Below are 25,755 nucleotides of genomic sequence, written 5' to 3'. Positions count from 1 at the left end.
TAAACAACCACAGAGGCGCAGAGAACACAGAGAAATTCCTATGGGCGATTCAATCTTGTATTCTCCTCCGCGCCTCTGCGCCTCTGCGTGAGAAAAATTTCCCATTAATTAATTACTTATGACACCTCAAACTTCCACCCAATCGCCATTCACCAGCAAACAAATTGACGCTGTACGAACATATATCAAAAAAACCTGGAAAACCTTAACGCGATCGCACGAACACTTACTGCAATCTATCAAAGATGCCAAACTAGAACACAAACCAGATAGCCCCTGGATTATTTACATTTCCCCTAGAGAAGATTGTCCCAATGTTCAGTCTGTCTTAGAGCGATCGCTTTCAAAAGAAGATATCCGCCAAATTGAAATTCGTACCCTACCCCCCGAAGCCGAAGCCATCGAAGAACATGGTTTACTATATCTACCAGGCCCTTACGTTGTCCCTGGTGGACGCTTTAATGAAATGTATGGCTGGGACAGCTACTTTATTTTACTGGGGCTGTTACGTGATGGCGAATGGGATTTAGCCCAAAGTCAAGTTGATCAGCTACTTTACCAAGTACAGCATTACGGCACAATCCTCAATTCCAACCGTACTTATATGCTGTCGCGATCGCAACCCCCAGTCCTCAGCCTGATGGTTTTGGCAATGTTCCAGCACAGTCAAGATGAAGAGTGGCTGAGGTCAACAATACCGCTTTTAGAACAATTTTACTATTACTGGGTAGTACCGCCCCACCTCAACCCCACCACAGGTTTATCACGATATTATGCTTTAGGCGAAGGCCCAGCGCCAGAGGTTTTATTTTCCGAACGAGATGAAGAAGGAAAAAGCCACTATGAACGAGTTAAGGAGTACTACCAAAGATTTGAAATTGAAGATTATGATGTCAGCCTCTACTATGACCGAGAGACAGACGAATTAAGCAATTTGTTTTACAAAGGCGATCGCACTATGCGCGAATCTGGCTTTGATATCAGCAATCGCTTTGGGCCTTTTAGTATCGATATTATCCACTATGCGCCCGTTTGTCTCAACAGCTTGCTTTACCAAATGGAACAAGACTTGGCGCAAATCAACGATATTCTAGGTAATGAACAACTAGCGCAACAATGGCGAGATCGGGCAGATGTGCGACGCGATCACATCGATCAATTTCTCTGGGATGAAGAAAAGGGAATATATTTCGACTATAACTTTCAAACCGAAAAACGCCGCCACTACGAATTTGCAACTACCTTCTATCCTTTGTGGATGGGAATCGCGTCGGAAGTGCAAGCCAAACGTATAGTAGAAAATCTCTCGCTATTTGAAGCACCAGGGGGAATATTTACTAGTACCCGCGTCACGGGTAACCAATGGGATGCACCTTTTGGCTGGGCACCCTTAACATTAATTGCAGTCCTTGGATTGCATCGTTACGGGTATCATCAAGAAGGCGATCGCATTGCTCATAAATTCCTGGCTATGGTAATTAAAGAATTTGAGCGTCGCGGTATCTTAGTAGAAAAATACGATGTAGAACGCTGTTCCGCCAACGTTTCCGACGAAATCTGCTTTGGCTACAGTTCTAACGAAGTCGGCTTCGGTTGGACTAATGGTGTTGTGCTGGAACTCTTAGCAACCTTGAGGTAAGTTTTTGTAGGGTGGGCACTAGGCTAGGCTGCTTAACGGGTGACAAGGTGGTTGAAGTCTATCAAATATCCATCCATTAATTTCAAAGCACTACTATCATTTGGTCTAGCCTTAAGATACCTGTCAGTGATAGCTAAATTGCTATGACCTAAAGTATCCTTAATCAGCACCGGGTTTACCCCCCTTTCTTGGTTGTAATCGTAAATTAATTAATGGCACTCCTGTTAAACTTTTACATCGTCGAGGAAGACAAGTTCAACTCGTTGGATTATATTTTCCTGTTACCCTTTCTTGGTATTATTTCAAACGCGAGAATGGTCAGTTTTTGAAAAGATAGCTCCCTTGCCTCTTTTTGAATCTATCCCATATCATTTCGGCACACCTCACAAAGTCCGTTTTCAAGGTCTTTGCTATCTGCAAGACAGCCATAACATAACTCAAAGCGATCTGTAAAATTCTCTAAAATTTCTCCACTATTACAGTCATATTTTCGACACGCAGTGTTAGTAATATTTCTAACAAGAGATTGGGTTTTTTCTTTACCTAACCAACCAAAAATCTGTTCAAAGTTCCATTAACTCCAAGATTTCGTTAAGCATATAACTACCAGAATGATTAGACATTTTTTCTCCTATAAATCCATTAATTGAGATTGAGATATTTTAAAAGCTTGACATAATTCATCTAGTTCATTTCTTCTTTTCTTTTAGATATTTGATTAGCAATTGATTGGCAAGCTTTGCTGTTCTGTCTAAGGGGTAAATTTTTAGTAAGTTTACTAAACTTTTGATGTACTGTCATATCCAACTTCCCAATTTACGCTATCTATAATCTTAACTGAAAACAGTTGATTTGATTTATACTATGGTTTACTAATTAGTTTTGTAGGTTATTGAGGCGCGGCGATACTACTTTATAGCTAAAATTTAGTTAGATCACCCGGATTTCTCAGCAAAATTCTCAAACCCTTAAAAAATCTGGATTCTGGAGTTTTACACTGCATCAAAAATCAACCCCGTAAAAAATACCTGAAACCGATTCTCTATCCGGGTTATACAAATTGCGGTTACATTGTTTGTGAGAAATCCGGGAGCAAAGGTTTCAGGCTTAATAGCTTTTTCTGTACACTTGAGCCTAAAATTTCGTCAGGAGAAATATCAAGATGGTTCAATCTATTGCGGACAAGGATGTGACGCTACGGGAATTAAAGCAAAATTTTGGCATTCAAATCGTTCAAGATGCTACTTTTTTTCCTGAGTGGTTGGATGGGCTTGAGGCTTTGAACGGGGAAGAGCAACATTTATTAGATCGGGTGAAGGCTAATTTTTTAGAATTGATGGATGATCCCCCAATGCTAGAAAATACGGTGAAGATGGTGGTACTTGCGCCCTTGTTAGATTTAGCTGGTTTTTATCATAAACCGTTTAGGATTGAAACAGAAACGGGTGTGGCTTTAGAAATGGAGGATGAAGGAACGATTATTCGGGGGCGGATTGATGTTTTGGTGTTAAAAAATCGGCTTTGGTTGTTGGTAATTGAATCAAAACGGAGTGATTTTGCAGTGACACGCGCAATTCCTCAAGCTTTGGCTTATATGTTGGGTAATGAGGAAACTGTGCTACCAACCTTTGGCATGATTACCAATGGTAATGAGTTTTTATTTTTAAAGGTATTGGAACATAAATATGCTAATTCGCGGCTGTTTTCTTTGGTAAATCCTGATAATGAGCTTTATAGTGTATTACAGGTATTGAAGCGTTTGGGGATGGAGGCGATAGCGTTCAGCGCGACATAGGAATCGTTTATGTTTGATAATGTCTGTCGCTAGGCATATCACAGACATGATTAAATTAAAACCCTTTTAGTAAACGTTGAATAGAAACTTTAATTTCTGGAAATGCTAACGGAGATATTTCACCTAAAGTCAAGGTTAATTCTTGGGAATAATCAGCTTTTATTGGCTCTCTAAACACTTTTACTTGTTGATTCTTTAAATCTACTACCCAATATTCAGGAATTGATGCAGCAGCATAGGTTTTGCGTTTTACATCTAAATCTTTATTCAGGGTAGTTTTAGAATATTCGATTAACCAAAATATATTTTCAGGATAAGGATGGCGACTGCGATAAATAGCACGCTGTGGTTCAAAAGAGTGCTAAATCTGGTTCTGGTTCTGAATTACTTTCACCAATAGTAATAGGTTTTGCATCTCTTACCAATGCTTTTGAACCGAGTAATTCCCGCAAATACTCAGCAGACTCAGTATTAATTTGTGCGTGTTCTGGTCCTTCCGGTACCATGTTGATAATTTTTCCATTAAGTAGTTCAACCTGACGACTAGCTAAAAGGCCAATTTCAATCATGCGATGATAGTCGTCTAAACTCCATTTAGCAGTAGTAACTGTCATGGTGAGTTTTCCTTGCATCCAGGGTGTGATTTTCATTTTAATCTCAAAATTCAATACAAAGATGAGATATTAGGTACTGTGAACGGGTATCACTGCCGAACTGGATAATACAACCCATCTTCAGCCTGAAATTTCCACCCCAACTAGGATCTGCGTTATTTAGAAGAATGTGATCCATGGTTATATACACCACAACGTACACAATGCCTACTGTACAAGGGGTTGACGTTATGCAGAGTTTACACAACGTAGAACATCATTGCGGCTTTATCTGTTTTAAACGTGCCTATATTTAAAGCTAATCTTATGGGTGTTTAAACAGAAGCTAATGATGTTTTAAATAATCCAACTTTTGATCTGACTTTTGTACCTTTAGATAAAGTTTCTTTGACTACCGCGATAGCATATTGTACTTGTTCCTCTGTTGATGATTCAATTAATTCAGTTAATCCTGGATTGAGCTTAATTCCCATCTTCTCTAATTGAAATGTTATTTCAGAATTAATAATCTTGTCAACCATTTTAACAGGATTTATTTCTTCAGAAGTAGATTGACTAGGATGGTTGACAACAAATAAATCTTGGGGAGAAATTTTCAATTCTTGATTGATTAATTTAATTTCCTGATGAAGTTGCTGTATTTGTTCTGCTTGTTTTTTATTTTCGCTCTGTAAATGCTCAATTAGCTTTTGACTATCTTGTTGCTGATAAATTTGACCAATCAGTAACTGATTATCTTGTTTCGACTTTATTAACAGAGAATTTAATCGTTTAACTTCTTCCCGGAGAGTATAGATTACTGTAGCCTGAGAAGAAATAGATGCTGTATTTTGTGACAATCTAATTGGATGTTGTTGTGTTCTCAGTGAGTTAATTCTTTCTCTTAACTCTGGGTATTTGTATATATAACTAGTAGAAACTCCAGCTAATCTTGCTACATTAGCTACAGTTATCGGTTGATTTGAGATAGTTAAGCTTCTAATAGCTTTATCTGTTGCCTCAGCAGCTAAACGTTTTTCTCTAAAGCAGCATTACTCAGAGCAGCTAAACGTTTATTTTTAGCCTCATTCATGAGAATCTTTCTCCAACTCATCAATAATCTTGTTTAAGTTACTTAGAACTTCCTCATTAATTTGAACTTGATGCTTCCAGTTGTTGTTGGTTGCTACTTCCAAGGCTTTACGAGTACGTTCTTGATGTTCTTTGTGTTTATCTAAAAACTCTTTGGTAGTACGAAAATCACCACACTGAAGACAAGCATTACCCTTAGAGCAGTCTAAATGTGCAGGTAAAGCACAATAACCATGAGCTAAAACTTCACCTAAAACTTCACCTAAAACTTGCTTTTTTCATCCATTGCAGTTCTGTATCATTGTCTAATTCGGGAAATTTTGATTCCATGACTTGTCCAGAAATATTCACTACTTTGCTATGATAATTTTTAATTTCTTGTTTAAGAGTAGAATCCATAATGCGAGCATATACTGAAGTCATAGCTGGCGAACTATGTCCTAAATATCGCTGAATAATATGATGTGGAACATTGTTATTAATCATTTTAGTTCCTACAGTATGACGAAACTGATGACTTTGGAAATGCCAGATTTCTTGAGAGCTATCACGAATTTCAAACTTCTTAGCTAACCAATTTAAATAGTCATTAAACCTTTGAGATATCATGATTTGGGGCTGAGGATTAAAATCTGCTAAATCTTTGTTATTGAAATGTTGGCTACTTGTGCAAAATAAGTATTTGTAATTCTGCCCTAGTTCCTTAATAATGTAGTTTTGTTGTGCTTTAATTACTCCGGCTAGTTCATTGGAAATAGGAATAATATCTTCTTTTTTCATCTTCCACCGTATAAACTTAATAAACCATCCTCCTTTAGCATCTTCCTGTAAACAATTAAAATTTAGACCAACAAGCTCACTTACCCTCAATCCACATTCTTGGATCACTAACACCATTCGTTGAACTGGTTCTGGTAAAGCTTCAAGATGCTGGTTAAGCTGTTGAAGTACATCATTAGGAATAAACCGAGGTATTACTTTTATCTCCCTATTTGCTGTAGCTATCCAATCATTTAAAAATCTATAGGAAACATTAAACCAATCTTGAGTATTACCTACATCTAGAAACACTTTTAGGGTAATTAATTCCTTTTTTAAATGGGACGGTTTAAATTGCTTTTGTTTTAAGTAGATGTAGTATTCATTTAAAGTTTTTTCATTAATTTGATTGGCATTGATTAATTCTGGCAAAAACTTGGCTAAAAATAATCCAAAATTCTTGAGAGCTTTTAAATTTCTACAAAGACTGGAAAATTGTAGATTGATGCTGCGATAAAAAATATATTTTTTCACTAAATCTTTTAACCATTTTTGCTTGATGCGATGAAAGTATAACTTACTCTCCGTGTTACCTGGATGTACTCTTAATCCTAAGTTCTCAGCAGTCCATATATCAGATGCAAAAAAATTCAGTTGGGTTGAATTCAAGAGATGGAGATGATGAAAATTTGATTTGTGCAGATTCAATCATGATTTTGATTCTCCAAATATTCTTGATATTTTAAGGCTAAATCTTCATCAGTGAGATGAACATAAGTATTAATTGTTGTTTGGATATCAGAATGACCTAGCCGTTTTTGTACATAGCCATATCCCAATTTGCTCTAATTAGTTCTGTAGCATGAGTATGTCTCAAAAGATGGGGATAAGCTTTAACTCCTGTTTTTGTAGCTAGACGAATAAATAAATTATCCACATTGGATTTTGTTATTGCTTCTCCCAATGGATGTTTCCAACAATTGACAAATACATAATCGCTGTCAACGTCCGGATAATTATCTACTAAATAATTTGAATACATTCGCATTAAATCTTTAGAGACATGAATTATTCTACTTCCTGTTTTGGCTCTAGCATGATTGGCATTATCATCTCTATAGGTTACATGAATTTCGTTAACTCCTTTAGAGAAGATATCTTCGTGCCTTAGCCCTAATGCTTCTCCTATTCTCATCCCTGTTTCGTATAGTAGGCAGATTAAAAATTTGTCTCTAATATTGTTACAAGCATCAATCAACTTACGTACTTGTTCTTTTGTCAAGCATCCAGGGAAAGTTCTAGGTTCTTTCAATTTGAGAATATTGGTTTTAATTATTCCTTTTTGTGTATGATGTAACAACGATTTGTACTTCAATTTAGAAGGATCTATTCTTTTAGCGTGGTAGAAGTTAATAGGTTCAGTAACTCCCAATCTCGTCTGAAATTCATAAAATAATTTAACGGTTTTTAATATATGATTAATAGTCTTCTCTGTTCTTCCCATCTTTGATGAAGATAAATTAATTATTTTTGATGAGGAAGTTTTTAACCAATGTATAAATTCGGATAGCTTCAAAATTGTTATCTGAATCCAATCAATTTCTCATGATTCCAAAAACTCCCAATAAAGCTTCAGATTTCTAGCGTAAGCTTTTATCGTGTTTGGTGAGTAATTTTTATTTTCTAAGTAACGCAGATAGTCATAGATTGGAATTACGGGAGAGTAATCATCATTTAAAACCATCCAAATTTCTTTTCCTTCGGTTGTTATTCCCTTTTTGACTTGCATATATGCTCACTTGTTTGGTTCTGAAGGGGGTGAACATTGTATACGTTGTTGGATAAATATGTAAACTCTTTATACAACGTTGTGCAACAATCTCTTGCAAGAACGTTGTTGATGTTGTTTAAGGGATTTATTTACGTGTATATAACCATGGATCACATTTTTGAGTTGCTTTGGGAGCAAGGCTTGTGTGTACACCGTAGCTGCCGATAGCAGAGCGCGTGGCGTAAGCCAGGAGTTGCTCCCGTTGGGAATTTAAGGCTAAGATAGTAGTTACACTCGTAATTACATAGGCGAAAGTTTAATGATCCAAACCTTAAAGTTACGCAAAATTGGTAATTCAGTAGGGGTGACTTTTTCTAAGGAGTTGTTAGAAAAACTCAATCTTTCCGAAGGAGATACCATATTTGTGACGGAAACTGAACATGGACTCCAGCTTAGTCCTTATGATCCTGAGTTTGAGAAAGCAATGGCCATCTATCGGCAAGGTAGCCAGAAGTTTCGTCAGGCATTGAAGGAACTCGCTAAGTGAATGAACCAACCTGGCTAACTGAACAGATGGTGCTTGCTATCCATGAGGATTTGATTTCTCAGTATGGTGGGTTATCTGGGGTGAGAGATAGCCCTAATTTAGCAGCAAGTTTAGCCCGTCCCCGGCATCGGTTTTCCTATCAGCCGGAAGTTTCGCTCCTGGAATTAGCAGCGGCTTATGGTTTTGCTTTGTGTAAAAATCATCTGTTTGCGGATGGCAATAAGCGTACAGCTTTTATGGCGATGTATGTTTTTTTGGGTGTGAATGCTTATGGTTTCAATGCACCAGAGCAAGAGATAGTATTAGTGATGGAGAGTTTAGCATCTGGGGAAATTGACGAAAATGCTTTGCAGGTTTGGTTAGGAAAATATGCTGGTCAATTGCTATGAATAACTTGATACGATAAGTAATGCGACAGAATTAATTACAACAAGCGATTTTTCTGTTCCCTGTTAAGTAGGTGGACGTGAGATAACCAAAATGTGTGAAGAAAAGTAAATAAACCCTTTTTCCCCCTGCTCCCTGCCCCAACGACTATTTTTAACGCCAACCTACTTAAGTGTTCCCTCTTTCAACGAGTCAATTTAATTGTGTCCGACTATTTCCGATTTATTAGAGTGAAAAATGTTTGAGGATTAAAAAAATGAAACGAGAAACTTTAATCGCTTTTTTAAAAGCTCATGGGGCAGAAATTCGTGGTTATGGTGTAAAGTCTCTGGCTTTATTTGGTTCGGTAGCAAGGGATGAAGCCACGGCTAAAAGTGATATTGATTTATTAGTAGAGTTTGAGGGCAAGGTGACGTTTGACTGTTACATGGACTTAAAGTTTTTTCTGGAGGATAGTTTGGGATGTCCCGTAGATGTAGTTAGCAAGAAGATGTTAAAGCCTCAAATTAGAGATGCTGTTGAAACAGAGGCAATCTATGTCTCGTAGTCTCAGACTATATTTTGAGGATATTTTGAACAGTTGTCACAAGGTTTTGCGTTATACAGAAGGTATCAGCTATGACCAGTTTTTTGAAGATGAGTTAAGATTTGATGCTGTGCTGCGAAATCTGCAAATTATTGGCGAGGCAATTAAGCAAGTACCGACAGAAATTAGAAATCGTTATCCTACGGTAGAGTGGCGAAAAATAGCAGGTTTAAGAGATATTTTAGCTCATGCTTATTTTAGTCTCGAAAATGAAACGATTTGGGACATTGTGCAAAATAAAGTTCCACTTCTGCAAGAACAAATTGAGATTATTTTTCAACAAGAATTTGGCGATGGTTAAATTTTTGAGGAGTTGGGAATTTAAAATTAGAACTAAAGTTTTAGGGAATAGGAAACTTTATGTTCCCTTTTTTTGTGATCTTGAAAAAACCAAGTTCAAGAAAATTAACCTTTCTTCGATCTATTTTTTCGACGAGATTCTTTCTGCATTTTTTTCTTTTTATCAACTTGACTTTTATTTTTATTTAATGTTAGAGTAAACCCCTTCACACTAATCGGAGAATTATCTTTTTTATTCGGCTTATCTGCTAGAAAGCAATTCCAAGACTCCATTTCTAATATTGTATCATTAATCAAAGTATAATGCTGTTTGTTATGCAGTTTCTGTAAGGCTGCTTCCACACCCATTTCTAGAGAATTATTGACATTATTTTCATTTACAAAAAACCTTTCCATTAAATCTTCTTCAAAAGCTCTATCTATATGCTCTTTAAGTTCAATAGCACAGATATCACAACTATTAATCACTAATTTATTCCACATATGGGAATTATCTTTTTCCAGCTTGCTTAAAAAAAGTTCCTCAAAATATTGGACGACCTGTTCTCTAGAAATAATTTTTTGAACAAGCAATATTACTAAGGATTTTAGAGCAGCACCTCTAACAAATTTATTAACCGCTGGATTTTCTACCAGTTGCTTAATAGGGTCAAGATTTCCGTGACTGATAGAAGCAAGAATTCTACCTAAATCTTCAGTTACCACATCTCCGGTTACATCTAGGGAAATATCCCCCGGAGTCGAAAAAAAATCGACGATGATAGGATAAGATTTAGATTCTCTAAATTGTGCTAGTAAAAACAGGGAATAAATATGTAAGAAATAATCTGGTTCTTCTAATAAATCTTCTAGATTATTTTTGCTTTCTTCTAAAGTCGCTAATAACAAAGGAGTAATGGCTTCCTGTTCTTGAATGGCTCTCTCTAAAGCCAAACGGGGGAATTTACCAGTGTTATTTTCTAGTTCTGATAAAATTTCTTCTAGTTGCATTTTCAAGCTAAATTGTTGGCTGACATTAAAATCATATACTAATGATTAGGCAAAAATTAAGTAGAATGGCGTAAAAAAAACCGTAGACGCGGAGCGGCTTCTCGGAGAGTAGTATGTAACCGAAAGTAAAGTTGCCCAAAAAGATCTTCCCTTCTGCCTTGTTATCACGACAATTTTCAACACTGGCCTACTTATTGGTAGCTAATGACTCATCCTCAAATCACCAAATAGGCACAAGTGTCCTGGAACAAAAATTTTCATCAATTTACGTGGTTTGAGGACGTTGAAATTGGTTACAAATTATCAAAACCAACATCTCGTAATTGAATTTAGTGTAAAAACTCCCTAAACTGACAAAAGGTATTAGTCAGGTCAAAAGGGTTCGCTCTGAGTGCATTATGAATCAAAATTATACATTTAAATTTAACTCCTCCACAGCCTTAGAAGCACTCAAAGCAGGTAAATACGATCGCCTGGACTTTTACGAAGCACGTCTAGACCTATTTAAACTCTCGGTCATGGCAGACTATGACCAGTTAGTGTGCCTTCCCACCCTCACTGCTATTGACAAATATTGGTATCAAATTGAAACAGCCCGCAAGGTGCTGAGACAACTTGGTGGACGGGCATTATTAGCAGATGAAGTGGGTTTGGGCAAAACCGTTGAAGCCGGAATTATCTGTGCTGAGTATTTAGCTAGAGGCATGGTACAGTCCCTACTCGTACTCACTCCTGCATCCCTCGTTTCTCAGTGGCAATTAGAATTAAGTGAAAAATTTAACATTGCCACTATTACCACAGATAACCGTGACCCCCAACAACCCCTAGAAGATTTTTGGACACAGAATCCCCGCATTATCGCTTCACTCAACACGGCTAAATCTGCCAAGCATTTTTCTCATGTCACCGGTCGCACCTGGGACTTGGTAGTTGTTGATGAAGCACACCACCTCAAAAATCGCACGACTCTTAACTGGAAGTTGGTAAACGCCCTTAACAAGCGGTTTATCCTCATGCTGACTGCAACCCCAGTCCAGAATTCGCTGATTGAACTATTCAATCTCCTGACTCTGCTGAAACCAGGTTTATTGCAAACAGAAGCTGCGTTTAAAAAAGAATACGTTGATTCCAGAAATGGACGTATTCCCAAAAATCCGGAAAAACTGCGTTCCTTGATGCGGGAAGTGATGGTACGCAATACACGCGCTTTGGTAGATGTGAAGTTACCAAAACGATTTGCTACTACAATTACAGTTGCACCTGCTGCTGGTGAACAGAAACTTTACCAAGATTTGAGTGATTATCTGCGTTCTTCTGAAGATAAGTTAGACAGACTTTCCCGAACTAATTTGTTAATGCGGGCTGGTTCTTCTCCTGGTGCTTTGGCTGATTCTCTCAAACAATTGACTAAACGCATACCTGATGATGAAGAATTGAAGTCTTTAGCTAAACGTGCCGCACAGGTAAAGCAGGTGGAGAAAGCGAGAGTATTGATAGAAATGCTGTCAAAATCTAGTCAGAAAACATTGGTTTTCACTACTCACAAAGCCACCAGTGAATATTTGGCTAAAACTCTGTCAGCAGCAAATATTCCCTTTGCAGAATTTCAAGGGGGGATGTCCTTGAAAGCCAAAGATGAAGCGATCGCTGCCTTTTCGGGATACTGTTTCTGTACTGTTAGCATCGGAAACAGGTGGAGAAGGGCGGAATATTCAGTTTGCAAATGCGATCGTAAATTATGATCTGCCTTGGAATCCTATGAAAATAGAACAACGCATTGGTCGTATTCACCGCATTGGCCAAACTCAGGATGTATTTATTTTTAACTTTTGTTTAAAAGGCAGCATTGAAGAATATATTCTGCGAATATTACATGACAAAATCAATATGTTTGAATTGGTGGTAGGTGAGATTGAGACAATTCTAGGGAATGTAGATGATGAATTTGATTTTAGTGAAATTGTCATGGAGATTTGGTTGAAAAATCAGAAAAAACCTGAATTAGATACAGCTTTTGAACAATTAGCAGATAATTTGTTGAAAGCTAAAGACCAGTATCAACAAGTTCAGGAATTAGATGAACAGATTTTCGGTGAAGATTTTGAGGCTTAGGACATTTCAAAATGTTATCAGATCCAATTATTTCCACGTTAGAAAAAATTATTGCGTTACATGATGGTATCGCAGAACCAGCTAGTGAACACACTTTGAATGTTTTGCTAACTGAAAATTTAGCGTCACTGCTATCCTTACCAGAAGATGTGACATTTACAACAAAAGCTGATGTATCTCAAAGTGTTTTTGTTACTTATCATTCCGAAGTATTAAATAAATTATCTGATTTATTATCTACTACAGGACAAGTTAGTGCATTAGGTATTAAATATGATGGATACCTCAAAAATACGAATTTTGATAAGCTGCTTACGGAAAGATTTGTGGCTCAAAATGGCTTAATTAAATTTGTTGATGCTAAACCAGAAATCACCCGTTATATTTTATGTAATGTAGCTTACACAGCGAATGCCGAAGAGAAAAGAATTGGTTTAGTTTCCTTTATTATCAATGAATTAACGGGAGTAACACCAGTAGAAATTGGTAATGCTTTATTCTGGGAAGCTGATAGAATTGCAGTAGATGAACAAGATTTAGAATTATCACTACCAATTGCTAATTTATTAAATTTAATTGAAACTCGCAGCGAAATATTAGTTAGTCAAACCTTGGAAAATTGGCAGGCTAAATTAATTAGAGCAAGAACTAGAGATGAAGAGAGACTCAAGGATTATTACAACACAATCAGTGCCGAAATTCTTAGGAAGATAGAATCTAAAGGTTTGATAGATGCCGATAAAGATAAGGAATTAGCAAGGATTGAAGCAACAAATAAAGAGTTAGAGAGAAAATTGTTGGATGTGCAAGAGCGTTATAAAATGAGTGTGGAGGCTTGGTTACACAGTTCCATGATTATCCATTTACCTACGGTACATATTCAATTCTCTTTACAAAGAAAGAAAGCGAAACGGATTGTTACAGCAGTTTGGAATCCTTTTACTAAAATTATTGAACCATTGCGTTGTGAAGTTTCTGGTGAACCTGTTTATAATTTTTATTTAGATGATGCAGATGCTAAAATTATCTCTTCAACTGTTTGGAATAAATGATTTATATGTCAAATCCCAAGGGACAATTTTTTCTAAAATCAAAGTTAATATACAACGTTCTGATTTGATTTATAAAGTAACTCATGAAGGCTAAATATGGAGTTTATGGAATGAGTTTGGTTCACATTTTTTGGGGATTGCTATATAGCGATTCGATTTAATTTTTGGATTTTGGATTTATTTATGAATAGATTATTTGTTAATATCGGGAATAGGACATGAACAATTAAGATATACCCAATGCCCAATGCCCAATGCCCAATGCCCAATACCCACTTAATAAAAGAGGATAATTATGAGTGAATACCAGTATTATGAATTTCAAGCTTTAGATAGAATATTAACAAAAACTGAACGAAGTTACGTTGAAAGTCTTTCTAGTCGAGTGGAATTATCACCAACCAAAGCAGCTTTCACTTATAGTTACGGTGACTTTCGGGGCAACCCCCAAGATTTGTTAGAAAAGTGTTTTGATGTCATGTTGTACATGGCTAACTGGGGAACAAGACAGCTTTTATTTCGGTTGCCGAAAAAACTGGTAGATGCTACTTTGATTAAGCAATATTGTGTAGATGATTGTATTTCTGTTTCTAATACTTCAAATTATCTAATTCTTGATATCAATATTAATGATGAAGAATATCGAGATTGGATAGAAGGTGAAGGGTGGCTATCTAATTTAGCATCACTGAGAAATGAATTATTGCAAGGTGATTTCCGGGTTTTATATTTGGCTTGGTTAAAAGCGAAAACTAGAGTATGCGATGATTATGAGCTATCTGAAGATGAGTCAGATGTACTAGAACCACCTGTACCTGCCAATTTGCAAAAGTTGTCGGACTCGCTACAAAGTTTTGTTGAGTTTTTTAAGGTTGATAATGATTTAATTACAGTAGCAGCTACAGCTAGTAACTCTACACAGGCAGAATTTACATCTTTAGAAGCATTAATTCCCACTTTACCAGAAGCAGAACGCAACGAATTTTTGGTTAAAGTCCTCAAGAATGAGCCATTAATTGGAGTTCAATTAGCAAAAAGATTGAAAGAATTATCTAATAGTCAAATTGCTTTAGTTCAAGGTAATGGTAATAGACGATTGCTTTTTCAACTAATAGCTAGTGCGGAGGATTGTAGCAGACTTCGCCAAGAACAAGAGCTTAAAGCGGCAAAGGAGGCAAGAATTCGTCAATTGTTAGCACTAGTTCCCAAGGAAGCGAAATTATGGGAGGAGGTTTTTAGATTAATTGCTCTCAAACAATCTAAACCCTATGATGATGCAATTGCACATTTGAGAAATCTACGCGATTTAGCTGAACATCAAGGAAAGCTAGAGCAGTTTAAGTTACGTGTTCAGGAAATGCAAACAGATTACAGCAATCGTCCTGGTTTACTCTCACGTTTACAAAAGGCAGGGTTGTTAAGGCTTTAATTAACCGCCGTCATGAAGCTTATCGTTTATTGATAGGAAGAGGCTTTCGCTCTCTAACTGATAGAGATTATGTAAGTTTTGTGACAATGTAATAAGTACCAAGACAGAATTAATGATATATTGGTTATTGACTAATTCTTTACCAGTCAAGGATTTCAGTCCCTATTTTTGTGTAATTAATTTTGTCCAATTACTTAAAAAGCGTCATATCAACAGAGTTGGGGGGCAGAAAAAATTGGCGCACAAAATTTATCTCTGGGAAATTTGTGCGCCATGGCGCACAAAACAAAGAGTCGATGGGAAGTATTACCAAGCTAGTAACGTAACGCAAGACAGAACTCAAAAAGATTATCGGGTAAGCTTTTCGCACTAAAACCAATGGGGTATTTTTTTATTTGGAAGTTCCTTATTCACGGGTCAGCAGTTCCAAGTTATGACCATTGGGGTCATAGAAATAAAAACCTCGACCACCTTTTCTGTGATTAATTTCACCTTGATGTTGGTGCATAGGGTCGCTACTGTATTCCAAACCCATTTCCTTCACCCGTGCAAAGATAGCATCAAATTCTTGATCTGTAACATGAAAAGCATAGTGGTGTGACTCAAAATTTTCTCTATTATCAAAATCAAAGGTCAATTGATTGTTTACACGCACAACAGCAAAGTGAGCAAGGGGAGGTTCTACCTTTAAACCAAAAATTTGGGCAAAGAACTGTGCAGATGCTTCCTTATCGTGTGCCGGTACTATGGTGTGATTAAGGGTAATTGTCATTTTACACCTCTAGTTTTAGAAAGTAATTAATGTCAGCTATGTATAAAAGTTGATAGTGATGATGTTTTGTACTAGTCAATTTTTGAGATTTCTTCTATCTTACAGTATGCCAAAATTATTTGTTAGTTGACATAAAATCAACCAAGTTATATAGCGAATAATTTATAAATGTCAAGACTGTAATCAACAAATTGCTATTGATACAAATTCACCAATTTAACCAAGCTGCATAACAGCTTAATGTCCCTGATAAATCCACTCGCGACCAGCTTTTTCGGCAGCTTCTGGAGTGTAATAAAGTTTACGTTCCCCAAACACTTCACCACCAGCACTAATTAACCGGAACTGCCAACAATCCGAGTCTGTGTAGAATACCAACAAGGTAACATTTTCGATAATAGTAACTAAATGAACTTTAGTTGACATGATATATAGTTTTAGTTGTCTACCGTAATCAAAACATATTTACTCAAAAACTATTGTTTCCTCCCGTTTTCCAGAAAAAATAAGAAAATGCCCAAAATCACAGAATGCGTTAGCACAATCTACCATCAGAACGACAATTAGCAACTTCAATATTATCCACCAGATAGATGAAAATTATGAATAATTTTGTCAAATTAGAGCCAAAGCAGGTTATCTTCTGGAATTAGAAAAATGACTAAATTCATAGATTTTGATTTGTATCAAATTGATATCAGATTATTTTTAGAAGATATGACCCCAGCGCAAGCAGAGACTTTATTAGGGGGTTATTGCGAATCTTTACAGGATTATCCCTATATTTATTTAGACGATAATAAGTCAAAAAAACAAACTATAGGTGGAGATAATAAATACAGCAATCAGAAAATTAACACTATAGATAATTCCAAAAAAACTTATTTCAACGGAGTCCTTATCCCCACGAAAGAAAACACTGTAGTTATATATGGATAACATCGAAAAATGGAGCTAATATTAGCTTTTTGCAATTATCTCAATTCAAAAGATATACTGCAAAAGGTTAATAGCTATACTTGATATCATCAAGCTTTTAGCAATGATTTAAAAATTAAGCTCTCAGCCATTTTTAAGATAAATTAGGCAAATCATTGACTTTATTGAGAATAAATAAACTTTCGTCTCCCCCACATCCAATTCTTAAAGTTTCATCTAAATAAGTGATTAAGTGATATCAAGAGTGGCAATTCCCCCTTGAGGATTATTAGCCGCTACGACTTTAAAGGGATTTAGTTGAGGCGTATCAATACCTACAATTTTCTCAATCGCCAAATAACGTTTATCAAAATCAACATTGATGCGTTTGTCTGCTAAACCCGATGTATCTAGAGCAGGTTCAAAACTAGCTGTTACTTTCACATATCCTGATATGATTTTCAGAGGATGTTGCACTTGATCCAAATTAAAAAACAGTTTATTGGCAATATTAATTACTTGATAAACTTTACCTATTTGTAAACCCAATGGTAGAGAATCCAAAGAACGGATTTTTCTAGCTATAAAATCGTGACGATATCAATAGGGTTTCAAGATTTTGGCGAAGGTATTGTCAAAATAGACAGGCTTTACTGCCACAAAATTAAGCAGCACCGCAACAAGCTTTACAAATATTGAGTCTATTTTAGCGGGTTACTAACAGAACTAAACATAATATGGAATGTCCTTACGGATATTCACCAAAAAAGGGATAAATTTTGGACTTCTATGTTTGGGTTACTTTCAGCTTCTAAAGCTTGTTGGCACGCTGGTGTTATTCCCAAATGGTCTTAAACATATAGTTTTTTGTATAGATGCGTTTCCAGATTAAAGGAAGAAAAACCAAGGCTTTGGGGTTATAATTTATGATATCAATCCTAGCTATCATGACTGCCAACAAGACCCCACCCAGCGAGATGATTCGCGTGCCTACTGTACTAATTCCTATAGTACGCCACTTAGCGAGAATACACCGTGACGGTCATACAACAGCGTTACTGCAAGGCTTACAGGAAGTGATTTCACAGTTTGATAGCAGCGTAAAACTGGAAGCAACCAGCGAATTACAGCAGGTGGAGGAGAAACTCTTAGAACTGGAAACGCATCTTTGCCAGCAAGATCAACTGGTGTCCACTAAACTGGAAGTCCTTAGTAAACAGTTGGAAAAAATAGAACGGGCGCTTGCTTCTGGCAAATACGGTGGTCAAGCCCGTAGTAGCAGGTCAGGATATCCATATCAACAACAACCAGTCGAAATAAAATCTTTTGCTCCTGAGAACTTAGCGCAACGATTGGGTGTCACTGCTCAAAGTTTGATTACAGAGCGCGAAAGCAAGAGTGAAAAAGAATTTATTAGTTGGTCGAGGAATCGTGACCCGATGAGCTTGGGATGGAAATTTCAAGAGCAAGACGGATTATATTATCCGGTTAGGCAGTAGAGTGCGATTCGTTGTTAGCTGAATCTCCCCTAACTCACTACGCTGCTTAATAAAAGTTCATTAACAGTTCATTGAGTTGAGCTATATTGGAGTATAAAAAATGCCCAAGTGTCTATGCCTAGCAATCCCTCACCTCAATTATCCTCAGAGCCAGAAAACAGTCTTCAGGAGAAATTAATCCGCTCAATCTGGCTGCATCGAGACAAATACTGTTATTTATTTGAACCAGATGGCTCTTATAGATTGTTAAGCACTGACCGCCGAGGTAGATACTCCATCTCAGCTGATGGTCGCTCTGTTTTGCTAGATTGGATAACAGATCCATTCACTGAAGAATTATCTGTGCTGGAAGATGGGAGTTTATTCATGAGTGGGAGTAAATTTGTGGAAATTGGTACGCGATCGCCTACGGCACCATTGCTCGACCCCTACTATTCGCCTCCTGCCAGCACCCAAACCGTTTATCTGGAACTCTCCGACGACCATTCCCACAAGTTCTATGAAGTTGTTATTAACGGATTAAGTGTCACAATTCGCTATGGACGCATTGGCACTTCTGGACAAACCGACAGCAAAACCTACAGCAGTCCTCAAAAAGCTCAAGCTGCTGCCCAGAAGAAAATAAATGAGAAGTTGAAAAAAGGTTATGTGCAGTTGCCGACGGCGACAGAAAGCTCATCACTAGCTTCTGGATCATCTCTAATTACCCAAATAGCAGAAGAAAGGCCTATATCTAATTTTACTCCCTACTGGCTACCCGAAGATTTTCGCGTCTTTACCAATAACAGATGTATAGTTAGCACTCATTCCGGTGGGGCAGAGGGATTTGAGGCGAGAATTTTACCTACCGTGAATCAGTACACTGGGACAGATGGTGGATATGTCGCGTTTTACTCACGAGACCCAGCAAAGGCTGTGTATTCAGTGGGTGGAGGGATCTATGTGGTGGGGCAGATTCGCCTCAAGGGCAGATATATAGGACGAATTTTTCATCCAGCAGGTTACGAAAATCAAGATATCAGTGCTGCTCCAGAATTCAAAGCGTTATGCCGTCAAACCTTTGCTGTAGAAGGATGGGCAGGAGGGGACACAGGAGGCTGGTTTGCTGGGGTTAATTACCGCCCCGAAATGATGGAAAGCACTGTCTCTATTAAGGAAGCTGGTCTGACAACCCAGGGCATTCTTGTTACCGTTAAAGCAGGAGAAGATGTTTGGTGGAGCATTGTAAATTTCCGACCTGGCTCTACTGTAGAAATTGTCGCTATCTCTCCTAATTCCTGGTTCTCCTTCAATCTGATGGCAGGAGAAAATTTTGCCTATCACTTCAATCCGCGTTCCAATGAAGGACAAATCGTCCAAAATACTAAGGTCGGGAATTGGGGGCTGGAAGAAAGACTTCCCTTCCCCCAGGAGATGGCCTTTGGTAAAAAGTTTACTGTGAAGATTGCGGTACAAGAAACCCAATTAGCTGTTTATTTGAATGACACTTTTCTCTCTCATTACCGACATCGTGTCCAACCGGCGGAAATTGATAGTCTGCGATTAATCTGTACTCAAGGTAATCTGCAAGTTTTGTCGGTCAACATATCTGAGCCAGTAGTTAAAAATGATGATCCTCACTCTGATCTCGATATTGACCAATGATGCTGATGGATATGTTATTCGCGATGCTCAACGACGGTTGTTGTACTGAGTTATGGTTGAAATACTGATATAAATGCTTATTTCAAACTGTAAATTGGAGCTTTTTTACCCACTGCAACTGTTGCAACAACTACCAAGGCTGTGATGATAGTTGGTGTTGTCATCTGCTCTTGCAGAAATAATACTGAAGCAAAAATAGTCAGAAAGGGTTGCAAGAGTTGCATTTGACTGACTCGCACCACCCCACCAATCGCCAGCCCATGATACCAGGCGAAAAAGCCAAGAAACATACTGAACACACTGACATAGCTAAAGCCTAACCATGCTTGTAATGAGGCGTGAAGTCCATGTTGCGCGACCGCAATAGCAACGGGAACTGTCAAAGGAATAGCAGTCAAGACCAATGCCCAGCAAATCACCTGCCATCCGCCCAATTCACGCGATAAACGTCCTCCCTCGGCATAACCCACAGCCGCAGCAATAACCGCACCGAGTAAAGCCAAATCAGTAATCTGTAATCTTCCACCTCCTGTTATGACTGCAAAGCCGACAACTACTGTACTACCAATACCACTACACAACCAGAATTTGGTCGAAGGACGCTCACCTGTTCTGAATGCACCAACAATGGCAGTAGCTAATGGTAAAATGCCTACTATGATTGCCCCATGAGATGCAGGTAAAGAGCGCATTGCCCAAGCTGATAGCAAAGGAAACCCCACAATTACACCTAAAGCCACAACAACTAAACTGGATAAATGCCGCCGGGATGGTATGGGTTGCCGAGTTACCTTCAATAACAAAGCTGCCAAAATGGATGCTACTACCGCACGTCCTAACCCCACAAAGGTAGAGTCCAATTCAGCCACTGCAAGCAGGGTTAGCGCATCTCAAACCCTATTGACAGGGGAATTACAGTAGAGGAGAATAGTTTGCTATGGATGCTGCTAACACAGAAACCATGTACTGATCATTCATAGCAGCTCGCCTTGACTTTTGTCGAATACTGCGATGAAAAGTTGGTTCTCGGTCTAAGGCATTGAGGGCAATGCGACGTAATAAAGCAAAGTTTTGTGGACTGTGCATAGAACGAATCCGACATTCATCTTCATGAAAAGTGACATCTAATGTCCAATGAACAGAGTTTTCAATCCCCCAATGCTGTCGAATTGCACTACCAATTTTGTTAGCATCACTATCAAGACTAGTAATGTAAAATTGAACTTCATGGGTAGTTTTATTCCAATGCTGAATCTTACGAACTACCATGACTACTGTTGTTAGTCCTACCCACTGGTTTTGTTCATGAAGTGCTGGTAGTTGTGATAGTAGAACAGTATAACAGGTGCGATTTTCGATGCGGTGATGTCCTTTTTCAACCCGTTGACTAATACTGACATCAACACCTTTAAAGTCTAAAGATTGTGCTATTTCAAACCAATTTTTTACTTGTTGATGTAGCGTGGGATGATTATCTTTTAGGCTTAAAATATAATCAGCATTTCCGGCTATGATTTGTTCGGCAATTGATTTTTGCGTACCCATTGCATCAATGGTGATAATACAGCCAGACAAGTCCAGAGTCTCTAATAGTGCTGGAATTGCCGTGATTTCATTCGATTTACAACTGACCTTTGTTTGTCCTAGAATCAACCTATTTTCACTCTTCCCATGCGCTGACTGTATGTAAGGCTTTTAGTTTCGATTCTCGGTCATATGAGCCTCGATGAGTTTTACCATCTATAGCAACTACTTCTACACCCAATTTCTCCACTAATGATTGCACCCAATTCCGAAAACATTGCTCAAATTCTTTGGGGTTTATTCTCTCAAATACTCTTCTAAATGTATCTGGACTGGGTATTCCTTCTGGTAGTTCTAAAAATGTCTCTAACCACTCTTTTTTACTTAATCCATATTCTTCAATATCTTCCCAACCTTCAGCCCCTGCTATAACTGCCAACAAGGAAATAGTGATAATATCGGTGAGTAAATGCAGTCGAGTCCTTTCTGCTCTAGGGTCTTTTATTTCCGTAAAGTGTTGCTGAAACTTACTGGTAATCTCTTTACTGTCTACACTGGGTGTAACAGATGTTCTGGTTTTGCACTTCTTCTTAAATCCTGTTGACATTGCTTAGATACATTGACTAGATGGGTTATGTATTAACTTACCTTGAGTTGTTTCACTTGAACATCCTCCCACATATCAAATAAATCCCCTTGTCAATAGGGTTTGAGATGCGCTAACCCTGCCACTGCAAGGCGTGTTGCTGGAAGTGTCAAACTAAATATTAAAACACCCAGAAACCCATAAGCTAAACCCAATGTTTCTGCATCTATGCTTTCATTGATTTTATGGTTACGGACAAATTGATTGCCAGACTTGATTTTCATTTTTTTATCTTAAACAAGATAGGAAATATGCAGTATCTGTTCCCTTTAACTTTGCATTTTACCTTACAAAAAAAGGGAATAGGGAACAGAAAGTGTCCTGTTATCTGTTCCCTAAAACTTTAGTTCTGAGTTTAGAGCTTCAGTCAAAAAACATCTTTTTTTTAAGATGTTTAGCCCGAAGAAAACAGTGTCCAAATTTTCAATATCATGTTTTTAAACATGAGTTTTTTCTGGTCTCTGTTGCCCGCGATGCAATGAGCTTGTCGAAGTGTTCCCTGTTCCCTCTGAAACAGACTTTGCCGAATTTCTAGTATAATTCTGCACGTTATCTGGTAATTCAATCTCCGGTGATAAACGCGGATCTGGTATAGGCGTTGTGGTTGTTAATTGTAATGGCAATTCTCCCGCCCACACGCTTAAAGCGTAATCTTCCTCATCGTCGATTGGTGGTCCTGTTCTCACTTTGGCAGAGGCTTCTGTTATGGGTAGTGATAATACCAGTGTTCCGGCAAATTCCTGACTGGTGGGAGGACGCACCTCGTCCCAGCGACCAGAAACAACGTGTTCGGTAAATGCTTTCAATGCTGCTAATTTTTCGGCTTCATCTTCCACAACGGTTGCAGTTCCAAAGATGACAACAGAGCGAAAATTCATTGAATGATGAAAAGCTGAACGCGCTAACACTAACCCATCTAACAAAGTGACGGTGATGCAAACTTCGATACCCTGTTTCAGGTTTCGCAACATTCGACTAGCTGGGGAACCGTGGATGTACAAACACTCATCTATTCTGCCGTAGGCAGTAGGAATCACAAATGGTTGAGAATCAACTACAAATCCGACATGACAGACTAAGCCTTCATCTAAGATTTGGTAAATCTCTTGGCGCTCATACTTTGCTTTGTGAGGTAATCTTTTGATTTGATTACGTTGGGTAATTGTTAATAAATCAGACTGGGTTTCAGTTGGTAATGAATTCATATAGCAATCCGGTTTGATTGGTAAAATTACTGGTTAGGGCAAGGAATAGGGAATAGGCAAGAATGGAACTTCTTGTGTAGGGAATTTTTAAGTGTTTGTGCCTGTTCACTTAAAGGAAATCAATTAAGAGAATGCAAATCTAGCTTCATTAGATTGCTGTTCATAAATCCCAATTGTGAATAAACAGGTTCACCATCTGGTGAGGCATTTAAAACTGCATGGGTACAACCAATTGTTTTCAGATAGTTCATCGCTTTTTTTGTCAATTGGGTGGCAATTCCCTGACGACGGTAAGCTGGTTGCACATAAACGCCCCAAATATATCCATCGCAGCGTTCTCTCGCTTTCATGATATTTGGATACAATCCAGCAAATCGTTGACAACCGACAGAACCGACAATGAGACCATCTATTTCTGCGACAAATGCCTGATATTCTAGTTCTCGACGGGCATGATCAATAAAGTGCAACACTGTGTCCAACCAATCGGCTGTAATTGCTTCAGGAGAAATGCCGATATCTAGCCACATCTGATAAAAGTGTTCTGCAATTAGGGTATCTTCCTGGGGAGTTTCTGCCCTAATCTGAATCTTCTGTTGGGTTAGCATCATTGAGTTGTTGAAATCCTGTTATGACTAAGTTAGTCAGTTAAGTGGACTTTCACAAGAGCCAATTTTATACTTTTATATAAGTCCACTTGGAGATTCATATCGTGTCCGGTTAAACACTTATCATTAAGACAGCAAGGGTGCAGGGTGCTTTCTCGCAGGGAGAGAGAATTCTCCGCTTGTTGCACAGATGCCTAAATTACAACTAATCAGTATGGATTTAGCGATGCCTGCGGCGGGCGAAGCCATCGCTCTAGATAGTCATCTACCACAATCACTTCATCAACAAATCTACGAAGAATTACGACGGGCAATTTTGACTGGGCGGTTACTACCACGCCAAAAAATTCCCTCCACGCGATCGCTGGCTAAATCTCTAGGCATTTCCCGGACAACGGTAACACAGAGTTATGAACAACTTTTGAGTGAGGGCTATTTACAAACAATTATTGGTTCTGGTACTTATGTCTGCGCTCAACTACCTGATGACCTGCTGCATTCTGTGCCTGTGATTACGGATGAAAAACAGAATGCTTCCCCTATTCAGCTTTCACAGCAAGGAAAACGCTTAACCAAGACACTATTCTCATTACAAACAGAAGTGAATACTGCCCTCAGTTTTCGCTATGGAAGACCTGCGCTGAAGGATTTCCCTAGAAAACTTTGGTGTAAGTTGTTGTCACGGCACTGCAAGGCAGATTTAGAGTGGTTGGACTATGCGACGGATTTTCAAGGATATCTGCCCCTACGAGTGGCGATCGCTCATTACTTAGCACGAGCTAGGGCTGTACACTGTGATCGCGAACAAATTATTATTACCAATGGGACTCAACAAGCTTTGGATTTAGTGATGCGGTTGTTGGTTGATCCGGGTGATAGTATAGCGATGGAAGACCCTGGATATTTGAGCGCCCGACGGGTGTTTCTCAGTCATGGTGTAAATTTGTTGCCTGTGCCTGTAGATGCTTCTGGTTTGATGGTAGAAAAACTGGCAAACAGCGATGGAGAAAGAATTCGCATTGTTTATGTTACTCCTTCCCATCAGTTTCCTACTGGCTCTACTCTATCTCTACCCCGGCGTTTGGAGTTGCTCTTATGGGCGCAACAGCATGATGCTTTGATTTTAGAAGATGATTACGATAGTGAGTATCGTTATGGCGATCGCCCTATTCCTGCTCTCCAGGGATTAGACCAGAGCAATTGTGTGATTTATATTGGTACTTTTTCTAAGGTTTTGTTCCCTTCGCTGCGAATAGGTTATCTGGTTGTACCACCACATTTAGTATCGCTGTTTGCCCAGGTGAAGTGGTTGAGTGACAGACAGCTACCAACTTTAGAACAAAAGGTACTGGCAGAATTTATTGCTGATGGATATTTGGAAAGTCATATTCGGAAAATGCGCTCTCTATATGACCAACGCCGTCAAGTTTTGGTTCAAGCATTAAATACACACTTTGGCGAACAAGTTACTATTTTTGGTGAAAATGCAGGTATTCATATTATGGTGAAATTTGACACTCATTTGAGTGATGAAACCATAATTGAGCGTGCGGAAATGGTGGGAGTGGGTTTGATGTCTGCTCGTTCTTCTTATCTTAATTCGTGGAGTCACGAAGAGGAAAAGGGGCAGGGGGCAAGGGGGAAGACCGGGACGGAGCTTGGACTCTGCCCCGTATAAGCGTCCTAGAAGGACAGGGCTTGTTCCCCCCGCTCCCTGCTCCCTTTCCCCCTGCTTTTTCCGGTCAAGGTGAATTTATTTTCGGCTATGCTGAACTGGATGAAATGCAGATTCAAGAAGGTATTAGTCGATTGGTTGAGGTTTTTAAGTAGTTACGCCAAATCAGTAATCAGTGGTCAAGTCCGTAGTAGCAATGAGAGCATATCTAT

The 25,755-nt window shown here is 38.4% G+C and carries 26 protein-coding genes and 3 pseudogenes; 14 read left to right on the top strand and 15 right to left on the bottom strand.

The genetic code is table 11. From position 1 onward, the window contains the following. The first annotated feature begins 118 nt into the window (after positions 1–118). Complete coding sequence (locus tag ACOWPH_RS28140; RefSeq protein ID WP_015213390.1) at positions 119–1,639, top strand: trehalase family glycosidase; 1,521 nt, start codon at positions 119–121, stop codon at positions 1,637–1,639. Between the two features lie 1,162 nt (positions 1,640–2,801). Continuing rightward, positions 2,802–3,434 (top strand): type I restriction enzyme HsdR N-terminal domain-containing protein, encoded by a 633-nt coding sequence (locus tag ACOWPH_RS28135; protein ID WP_015213389.1) that lies wholly within the window; start codon positions 2,802–2,804, stop codon positions 3,432–3,434. Between the two features lie 55 nt (positions 3,435–3,489). Here the strand turns inward: ACOWPH_RS28135 and ACOWPH_RS28130 are convergent, their stop codons facing one another. The 6 genes and pseudogenes from ACOWPH_RS28130 to ACOWPH_RS28105 all read right to left on the bottom strand — a co-directional run bounded on the left by ACOWPH_RS28130 (position 3,490) and on the right by ACOWPH_RS28105 (position 7,667). Next, the gene (locus ACOWPH_RS28130) at positions 3,490–3,726 is read right to left on the bottom strand and encodes a Uma2 family endonuclease (protein ID WP_342342685.1); all 237 of its coding nucleotides are present in this window, start codon (positions 3,724–3,726) and stop codon (positions 3,490–3,492) included. Positions 3,727–3,784: 58 nt separating this feature from the next. Beyond that, a complete protein-coding gene (locus tag ACOWPH_RS28125) occupies positions 3,785–4,084 on the bottom strand; it encodes a Uma2 family endonuclease (protein ID WP_322112162.1) in 300 nt (99 codons plus the stop codon). Between the two features lie 278 nt (positions 4,085–4,362). Then, positions 4,363–5,040: pseudogene (locus tag ACOWPH_RS28120) on the bottom strand (DUF6262 family protein); the annotation flags it as partial. Between the two features lie 337 nt (positions 5,041–5,377). Continuing rightward, positions 5,378–6,547: a tyrosine-type recombinase/integrase gene (locus ACOWPH_RS28115; RefSeq protein ID WP_422665648.1), complete on the bottom strand. Its 1,170-nt coding sequence runs from the start codon at positions 6,545–6,547 to the stop codon at positions 5,378–5,380. Between the two features lie 139 nt (positions 6,548–6,686). Further along, positions 6,687–7,382, bottom strand: a complete 696-nt coding sequence (locus ACOWPH_RS28110) for a tyrosine-type recombinase/integrase (protein WP_422665647.1) — start codon at positions 7,380–7,382, stop codon at positions 6,687–6,689. 99 nt (positions 7,383–7,481) lie between these two features. Beyond that, a complete protein-coding gene (locus ACOWPH_RS28105; protein WP_216087736.1) occupies positions 7,482–7,667 on the bottom strand; it encodes a site-specific integrase in 186 nt (61 codons plus the stop codon). A 301-nt stretch (positions 7,668–7,968) separates the two neighbouring features. Here ACOWPH_RS28105 and ACOWPH_RS28100 point away from each other — a divergent pair, with 301 nt between their 5' ends. The 4 genes from ACOWPH_RS28100 (at position 7,969) to ACOWPH_RS28085 (ending at position 9,470) form a co-directional block, all read left to right on the top strand. Next, a complete protein-coding gene (locus ACOWPH_RS28100) occupies positions 7,969–8,196 on the top strand; it encodes an AbrB/MazE/SpoVT family DNA-binding domain-containing protein (RefSeq protein ID WP_015213385.1) in 228 nt (75 codons plus the stop codon). Next, a complete protein-coding gene (locus ACOWPH_RS28095) occupies positions 8,193–8,585 on the top strand; it encodes a type II toxin-antitoxin system death-on-curing family toxin (protein ID WP_015213384.1) in 393 nt (130 codons plus the stop codon). Before ACOWPH_RS28100 ends, ACOWPH_RS28095 begins: the two co-directional genes overlap by 4 nt. 254 nt (positions 8,586–8,839) lie before the next feature. Then, entirely contained in the window at positions 8,840–9,130 is a 291-nt protein-coding gene (locus tag ACOWPH_RS28090; protein ID WP_015213383.1) for a nucleotidyltransferase family protein, read from the top strand. After that, positions 9,120–9,470 carry a DUF86 domain-containing protein gene (locus ACOWPH_RS28085; RefSeq protein ID WP_015213382.1) on the top strand — a complete coding sequence of 117 codons (351 nt, stop codon included), beginning with the start codon at positions 9,120–9,122 and terminating at the stop codon, positions 9,468–9,470. Before ACOWPH_RS28090 ends, ACOWPH_RS28085 begins: the two co-directional genes overlap by 11 nt. 104 nt (positions 9,471–9,574) lie before the next feature. Here the strand turns inward: ACOWPH_RS28085 and ACOWPH_RS28080 are convergent, their stop codons facing one another. After that, entirely contained in the window at positions 9,575–10,459 is an 885-nt protein-coding gene (locus ACOWPH_RS28080; RefSeq protein WP_015213381.1) for a DUF1186 domain-containing protein, read from the bottom strand. 398 nt (positions 10,460–10,857) lie between these two features. On the opposite strand from ACOWPH_RS28080, the gene ACOWPH_RS28075 reads away from it, so the two are divergent. From ACOWPH_RS28075 to ACOWPH_RS28060, 4 genes are all read left to right on the top strand, one after another. Then, positions 10,858–12,201, top strand: coding sequence for a DEAD/DEAH box helicase (locus ACOWPH_RS28075; protein ID WP_422665646.1), 1,344 nt, complete (start codon positions 10,858–10,860; stop codon positions 12,199–12,201). Next, entirely contained in the window at positions 12,095–12,571 is a 477-nt protein-coding gene (locus tag ACOWPH_RS28070; RefSeq protein WP_422665645.1) for a helicase-related protein, read from the top strand. Before ACOWPH_RS28075 ends, ACOWPH_RS28070 begins: the two co-directional genes overlap by 107 nt. A gap of 11 nt (positions 12,572–12,582) precedes the next feature. Next, the gene (locus tag ACOWPH_RS28065; protein WP_015213379.1) at positions 12,583–13,623 is read left to right on the top strand and encodes a hypothetical protein; all 1,041 of its coding nucleotides are present in this window, start codon (positions 12,583–12,585) and stop codon (positions 13,621–13,623) included. Positions 13,624–13,918: 295 nt separating this feature from the next. Beyond that, a complete protein-coding gene (locus ACOWPH_RS28060; RefSeq protein ID WP_015213377.1) occupies positions 13,919–15,052 on the top strand; it encodes a hypothetical protein in 1,134 nt (377 codons plus the stop codon). Between the two features lie 406 nt (positions 15,053–15,458). Here the strand turns inward: ACOWPH_RS28060 and ACOWPH_RS28055 are convergent, their stop codons facing one another. After that, positions 15,459–15,824: a VOC family protein gene (locus ACOWPH_RS28055; protein WP_015213375.1), complete on the bottom strand. Its 366-nt coding sequence runs from the start codon at positions 15,822–15,824 to the stop codon at positions 15,459–15,461. A 237-nt stretch (positions 15,825–16,061) separates the two neighbouring features. Then, on the bottom strand, positions 16,062–16,250 hold the full coding sequence (locus tag ACOWPH_RS28050) for a hypothetical protein (protein ID WP_015213374.1): 189 nt from the start codon (positions 16,248–16,250) through the stop codon (positions 16,062–16,064). A gap of 231 nt (positions 16,251–16,481) precedes the next feature. Here ACOWPH_RS28050 and ACOWPH_RS28045 point away from each other — a divergent pair, with 231 nt between their 5' ends. Then, positions 16,482–16,763, top strand: a complete 282-nt coding sequence (locus tag ACOWPH_RS28045) for a hypothetical protein (protein WP_015213373.1) — start codon at positions 16,482–16,484, stop codon at positions 16,761–16,763. A gap of 133 nt (positions 16,764–16,896) precedes the next feature. On the opposite strand, the pseudogene ACOWPH_RS28040 reads toward ACOWPH_RS28045, so the two are convergent. After that, positions 16,897–17,324: pseudogene (locus tag ACOWPH_RS28040) on the bottom strand (PAP/fibrillin family protein); the annotation flags it as partial. A 365-nt stretch (positions 17,325–17,689) separates the two neighbouring features. Here ACOWPH_RS28040 and ACOWPH_RS28035 point away from each other — a divergent pair. Together ACOWPH_RS28035 and ACOWPH_RS28030 are read left to right on the top strand one after the other, a co-directional pair. Next, positions 17,690–18,241, top strand: coding sequence for a hypothetical protein (locus tag ACOWPH_RS28035; RefSeq protein WP_250855298.1), 552 nt, complete (start codon positions 17,690–17,692; stop codon positions 18,239–18,241). Between the two features lie 114 nt (positions 18,242–18,355). Continuing rightward, positions 18,356–19,885 (top strand): WGR domain-containing protein, encoded by a 1,530-nt coding sequence (locus ACOWPH_RS28030; RefSeq protein WP_015213371.1) that lies wholly within the window; start codon positions 18,356–18,358, stop codon positions 19,883–19,885. Positions 19,886–19,962: 77 nt separating this feature from the next. On the opposite strand, the gene ACOWPH_RS28025 is transcribed toward ACOWPH_RS28030, so the two are convergent. The 5 genes and pseudogenes from ACOWPH_RS28025 to ACOWPH_RS28005 form a co-directional block, all read right to left on the bottom strand. Beyond that, complete coding sequence (locus ACOWPH_RS28025) at positions 19,963–20,754, bottom strand: DMT family transporter (protein ID WP_052334506.1); 792 nt, start codon at positions 20,752–20,754, stop codon at positions 19,963–19,965. Between the two features lie 43 nt (positions 20,755–20,797). Then, positions 20,798–22,016: pseudogene (locus ACOWPH_RS28020) on the bottom strand (ISAs1 family transposase). 92 nt (positions 22,017–22,108) lie between these two features. Then, on the bottom strand, positions 22,109–22,279 hold the full coding sequence (locus ACOWPH_RS28015; protein WP_171815766.1) for a hypothetical protein: 171 nt from the start codon (positions 22,277–22,279) through the stop codon (positions 22,109–22,111). Positions 22,280–22,492: 213 nt separating this feature from the next. Further along, on the bottom strand, positions 22,493–23,260 hold the full coding sequence (locus tag ACOWPH_RS28010) for a pyridoxamine 5'-phosphate oxidase family protein (protein WP_015213370.1): 768 nt from the start codon (positions 23,258–23,260) through the stop codon (positions 22,493–22,495). A 119-nt stretch (positions 23,261–23,379) separates the two neighbouring features. Continuing rightward, complete coding sequence (locus tag ACOWPH_RS28005) at positions 23,380–23,871, bottom strand: GNAT family N-acetyltransferase (RefSeq protein ID WP_015213369.1); 492 nt, start codon at positions 23,869–23,871, stop codon at positions 23,380–23,382. A 187-nt stretch (positions 23,872–24,058) separates the two neighbouring features. Here ACOWPH_RS28005 and ACOWPH_RS28000 point away from each other — a divergent pair, with 187 nt between their 5' ends. Continuing rightward, the gene (locus tag ACOWPH_RS28000; RefSeq protein ID WP_015213368.1) at positions 24,059–25,546 is read left to right on the top strand and encodes a PLP-dependent aminotransferase family protein; all 1,488 of its coding nucleotides are present in this window, start codon (positions 24,059–24,061) and stop codon (positions 25,544–25,546) included. The last annotated feature ends 209 nt before the right edge of the window (positions 25,547–25,755 follow it).

Origin of the sequence: Anabaena sp. PCC 7938, assembly GCF_049315035.1 — a bacterium.
GTDB classification, from domain to species: Bacteria; Cyanobacteriota; Cyanobacteriia; order Cyanobacteriales; family Nostocaceae; genus Anabaena; species Anabaena cylindrica.
The sequence above is the reverse complement of the archived record's forward strand: the minus strand, read 5'-3'. Positions and strand labels throughout refer to the sequence as shown.

Excerpts from the sequence above, each read along its gene's own strand:
- ACOWPH_RS28140 (WP_015213390.1), top strand. The coding sequence starts at position 119 with ATGACACCTCAAACTTCCACCCAATCGCCATTCACCAGCAAACAAATT.
- ACOWPH_RS28135 (WP_015213389.1), top strand. The coding sequence starts at position 2,802 with ATGGTTCAATCTATTGCGGACAAGGATGTGACGCTACGGGAATTAAAG.
- ACOWPH_RS28125 (WP_322112162.1), bottom strand. The coding sequence starts at position 4,084 with ATGAAAATCACACCCTGGATGCAAGGAAAACTCACCATGACAGTTACT.
- ACOWPH_RS28110 (WP_422665647.1), bottom strand. The coding sequence starts at position 7,382 with ATGGGAAGAACAGAGAAGACTATTAATCATATATTAAAAACCGTTAAA.
- ACOWPH_RS28105 (WP_216087736.1), bottom strand. The coding sequence starts at position 7,667 with ATGCAAGTCAAAAAGGGAATAACAACCGAAGGAAAAGAAATTTGGATG.
- ACOWPH_RS28100 (WP_015213385.1), top strand. The coding sequence starts at position 7,969 with ATGATCCAAACCTTAAAGTTACGCAAAATTGGTAATTCAGTAGGGGTG.
- ACOWPH_RS28090 (WP_015213383.1), top strand. The coding sequence starts at position 8,840 with ATGAAACGAGAAACTTTAATCGCTTTTTTAAAAGCTCATGGGGCAGAA.
- ACOWPH_RS28085 (WP_015213382.1), top strand. The coding sequence starts at position 9,120 with ATGTCTCGTAGTCTCAGACTATATTTTGAGGATATTTTGAACAGTTGT.
- ACOWPH_RS28080 (WP_015213381.1), bottom strand. The coding sequence starts at position 10,459 with ATGCAACTAGAAGAAATTTTATCAGAACTAGAAAATAACACTGGTAAA.
- ACOWPH_RS28075 (WP_422665646.1), top strand. The coding sequence starts at position 10,858 with ATGAATCAAAATTATACATTTAAATTTAACTCCTCCACAGCCTTAGAA.
- ACOWPH_RS28070 (WP_422665645.1), top strand. The coding sequence starts at position 12,095 with ATGAAGCGATCGCTGCCTTTTCGGGATACTGTTTCTGTACTGTTAGCA.
- ACOWPH_RS28065 (WP_015213379.1), top strand. The coding sequence starts at position 12,583 with ATGTTATCAGATCCAATTATTTCCACGTTAGAAAAAATTATTGCGTTA.
- ACOWPH_RS28060 (WP_015213377.1), top strand. The coding sequence starts at position 13,919 with ATGAGTGAATACCAGTATTATGAATTTCAAGCTTTAGATAGAATATTA.
- ACOWPH_RS28055 (WP_015213375.1), bottom strand. The coding sequence starts at position 15,824 with ATGACAATTACCCTTAATCACACCATAGTACCGGCACACGATAAGGAA.
- ACOWPH_RS28050 (WP_015213374.1), bottom strand. The coding sequence starts at position 16,250 with ATGTCAACTAAAGTTCATTTAGTTACTATTATCGAAAATGTTACCTTG.
- ACOWPH_RS28045 (WP_015213373.1), top strand. The coding sequence starts at position 16,482 with ATGACTAAATTCATAGATTTTGATTTGTATCAAATTGATATCAGATTA.
- ACOWPH_RS28035 (WP_250855298.1), top strand. The coding sequence starts at position 17,690 with ATGACTGCCAACAAGACCCCACCCAGCGAGATGATTCGCGTGCCTACT.
- ACOWPH_RS28030 (WP_015213371.1), top strand. The coding sequence starts at position 18,356 with ATGCCTAGCAATCCCTCACCTCAATTATCCTCAGAGCCAGAAAACAGT.
- ACOWPH_RS28015 (WP_171815766.1), bottom strand. The coding sequence starts at position 22,279 with ATGAAAATCAAGTCTGGCAATCAATTTGTCCGTAACCATAAAATCAAT.
- ACOWPH_RS28010 (WP_015213370.1), bottom strand. The coding sequence starts at position 23,260 with ATGAATTCATTACCAACTGAAACCCAGTCTGATTTATTAACAATTACC.
- ACOWPH_RS28005 (WP_015213369.1), bottom strand. The coding sequence starts at position 23,871 with ATGATGCTAACCCAACAGAAGATTCAGATTAGGGCAGAAACTCCCCAG.
- ACOWPH_RS28000 (WP_015213368.1), top strand. The coding sequence starts at position 24,059 with ATGCCTAAATTACAACTAATCAGTATGGATTTAGCGATGCCTGCGGCG.